This is a genomic window from Acidovorax sp. FW305-C-20-28, from assembly GCF_058783375.1.
Map to the genome: position 1 here is coordinate 2,501 of NZ_JBYSYM010000074.1, position 3,261 is coordinate 5,761.

2 rRNA genes are annotated in these 3,261 nt (G+C 50.9%); both read left to right on the forward strand.

Going from position 1 to position 3,261, the window contains the following annotated elements:
- The first annotated feature begins 108 nt into the window (after positions 1–108).
- Positions 109–2,987 (forward strand): 23S ribosomal RNA (locus AC3WOH_RS34710).
- A 150-nt stretch (positions 2,988–3,137) separates the two neighbouring features.
- A 5S ribosomal RNA gene (rrf, locus tag AC3WOH_RS34715) occupies positions 3,138–3,250 on the forward strand.
- The last annotated feature ends 11 nt before the right edge of the window (positions 3,251–3,261 follow it).

A 3,261-nucleotide genomic window follows, 5' to 3' on the forward strand; every position in this document is an offset into this window, starting at 1 on the left:
TAGTGATATCGAGGAATTATTCACATTACGGCATAACGCGCCAGGTGAAAGACCTGGCAAGTCCTTGAAGATGGCGGCGGTATCTTGAAAGAGATGTCAAAGTTATAGGGTCAAGTGACTAAGAGCATGTGGTGGATGCCTTGGCGATTACAGGCGAAGAAAGACGTGATAGCCTGCGATAAGCTTCGGGGAGCTGGCAAATAAGCATTGATCCGGAGATTTCTGAATGGGGAAACCCACCTCGCAAGAGGTATCGCATGATGAATACATAGTCATGCGAGGCGAACCGGGTGAACTGAAACATCTCAGTAGCTCGAGGAAAAGACATCAACCGAGATTCCGAAAGTAGTGGCGAGCGAAATTGGAAGAGCCTTCTATTGATAGCACGACTGTTAGCAAAGCGGAATGGAAAGTCCGGCCATAGTGGGTGATAGCCCCGTATGCGAAAACAGACGTGTGGTACTAAGGTAGAGAAAAGTAGGGCGGGACACGAGAAATCCTGTCTGAATATGGGGGGACCATCCTCCAAGGCTAAATACTCGTAATCGACCGATAGTGAACCAGTACCGTGAGGGAAAGGCGAAAAGAACCCCGGGAGGGGAGTGAAATAGATCCTGAAACCGCATGCTTACAAAAAGTAGGAGCCCGCAAGGGTGACTGCGTACCTTTTGTATAATGGGTCAGCGACTTACATTCAGTGGCAAGGTTAACCGAATAGGGAAGCCGTAGAGAAATCGAGTCCGAATAGGGCGAATCAGTCGCTGGGTGTAGACCCGAAACCAAGTGATCTATCCATGGCCAGGATGAAGGTGCCGTAACAGGTACTGGAGGTCCGAACCGACTAGTGTTGCAAAACTAGCGGATGAGCTGTGGATAGGGGTGAAAGGCTAAACAAACTTGGAAATAGCTGGTTCTCTCCGAAAACTATTTAGGTAGTGCCTCAAGTATTACCGTCGGGGGTAGAGCACTGTTTAGGCTAGGGGGTCATGGCGACTTACCAAACCTATGCAAACTCCGAATACCGACGAGTACAGCTTGGGAGACAGAGCACCGGGTGCTAACGTCCGGACTCAAGAGGGAAACAACCCAGACCGCCAGCTAAGGTCCCTAAAATTGGCTAAGTGGGAAACGAAGTGGGAAGGCTAAAACAGTCAGGATGTTGGCTTAGAAGCAGCCATCATTTAAAGAAAGCGTAATAGCTCACTGATCGAGTCGTCCTGCGCGGAAGATGTAACGGGGCTAAGCCAGTTACCGAAGCTGCGGATGTGCAATTTATTGCACGTGGTAGGAGAGCGTTCTGTAGGCCTGTGAAGGTGTCTGGTAACGGATGCTGGAGGTATCAGAAGTGCGAATGCTGACATGAGTAGCGTTAAAGGGGGTGAAAAGCCCCCTCGCCGTAAGCGCAAGGTTTTCTACGCAACGTTCATCGGCGTAGAGTGAGTCGGCCCCTAAGGCGAGGCAGAGATGCGTAGCTGATGGGAAACAGGTCAATATTCCTGTACCGATCAATAGTGCGATGTGGGGACGGAGAAGGTTAGCTCAGCCAACTGTTGGATATGTTGGTTCAAGCCTGTAGTCGTGCCTGGTAGGCAAATCCGCCGGGCTTAGATGAGGGGTGATAACGAGTCTGCTTGCAGACGAAGTGAGTGATACCCTGCTTCCAGGAAAAGCCACTAAGCTTCAGCTATTGACGACCGTACCGCAAACCGACACTGGTGCGCGAGATGAGTATTCTAAGGCGCTTGAGAGAACTCAGGAGAAGGAACTCGGCAAATTGATACCGTAACTTCGGGAGAAGGTATGCCCCAAGTAGGTGAACTCGTACAGAGGGAGCCCAACGGGGTTGCAAAAAATCGGTGGCTGCGACTGTTTAATAAAAACACAGCACTCTGCAAACACGAAAGTGGACGTATAGGGTGTGACGCCTGCCCGGTGCTGGAAGATTAAATGATGGGGTGCAAGCTCTTGATTGAAGTCCCAGTAAACGGCGGCCGTAACTATAACGGTCCTAAGGTAGCGAAATTCCTTGTCGGGTAAGTTCCGACCTGCACGAATGGCGTAACGATGGCCACACTGTCTCCTCCTGAGACTCAGCGAAGTTGAAATGTTTGTGATGATGCAATCTCCCCGCGGAAAGACGGAAAGACCCCATGAACCTTTACTGTAGCTTTGTATTGGACTTTGAACAGATCTGTGTAGGATAGGTGGGAGGCTTTGAAGTGAGGTCGCTAGATCTCATGGAGCCAACGTTGAAATACCACCCTGGTGTGTTTGAGGTTCTAACCTAGGTCCATTATCTGGATCGGGGACAGTGCATGGTAGGCAGTTTGACTGGGGCGGTCTCCTCCCAAAGCGTAACGGAGGAGTTCGAAGGTACGCTAGTTACGGTCGGACATCGTGACGATAGTGCAATGGCATAAGCGTGCTTAACTGCGAGACTGACAAGTCGAGCAGATGCGAAAGCAGGACATAGTGATCCGGTGGTTCTGTATGGAAGGGCCATCGCTCAACGGATAAAAGGTACTCTGGGGATAACAGGCTGATACCGCCCAAGAGTTCATATCGACGGCGGTGTTTGGCACCTCGATGTCGGCTCATCTCATCCTGGGGCTGTAGCCGGTCCCAAGGGTATGGCTGTTCGCCATTTAAAGAGGTACGTGAGCTGGGTTTAAAACGTCGTGAGACAGTTTGGTCCCTATCTTCCGTGGGCGCTGCAGATTTGAGGAAGCCTGCTCCTAGTACGAGAGGACCGGAGTGGACACACCTCTGGTGTATCGGTTGTCACGCCAGTGGCATTGCCGAGTAGCTAAGTGTGGAAGAGATAACCGCTGAAAGCATCTAAGCGGGAAACTCGTTTCAAGATGAGATCTGCCGGGGCCTTGAGCCCCCTGAAGAGTCGTTCAAGACCAGGACGTTGATAGGCAGGGTGTGGAAGCGCAGTAATGCGTTAAGCTAACCTGTACTAATTGCTCGTGCGGCTTGACCCTATAACTTTGATAGCTACCCCAGCGCTCAACAGCGCAGGAGCTTCGAAGATTGTTATGCCAAGTTAGACGCAGTCAAAAAGACACAAAAATCTGATTCCAGACTCTATGAATTCGTTAGGCTGACAAAAGTCAGCCCGACACCAAGTTATGCCTGATGACCATAGCAAGTTGGTACCACTCCTTCCCATCCCGAACAGGACAGTGAAACGACTTTGCGCCGATGATAGTGCGGGTTCCCGTGTGAAAGTAGGTCATCGTCAGGCTCTTACAGCCC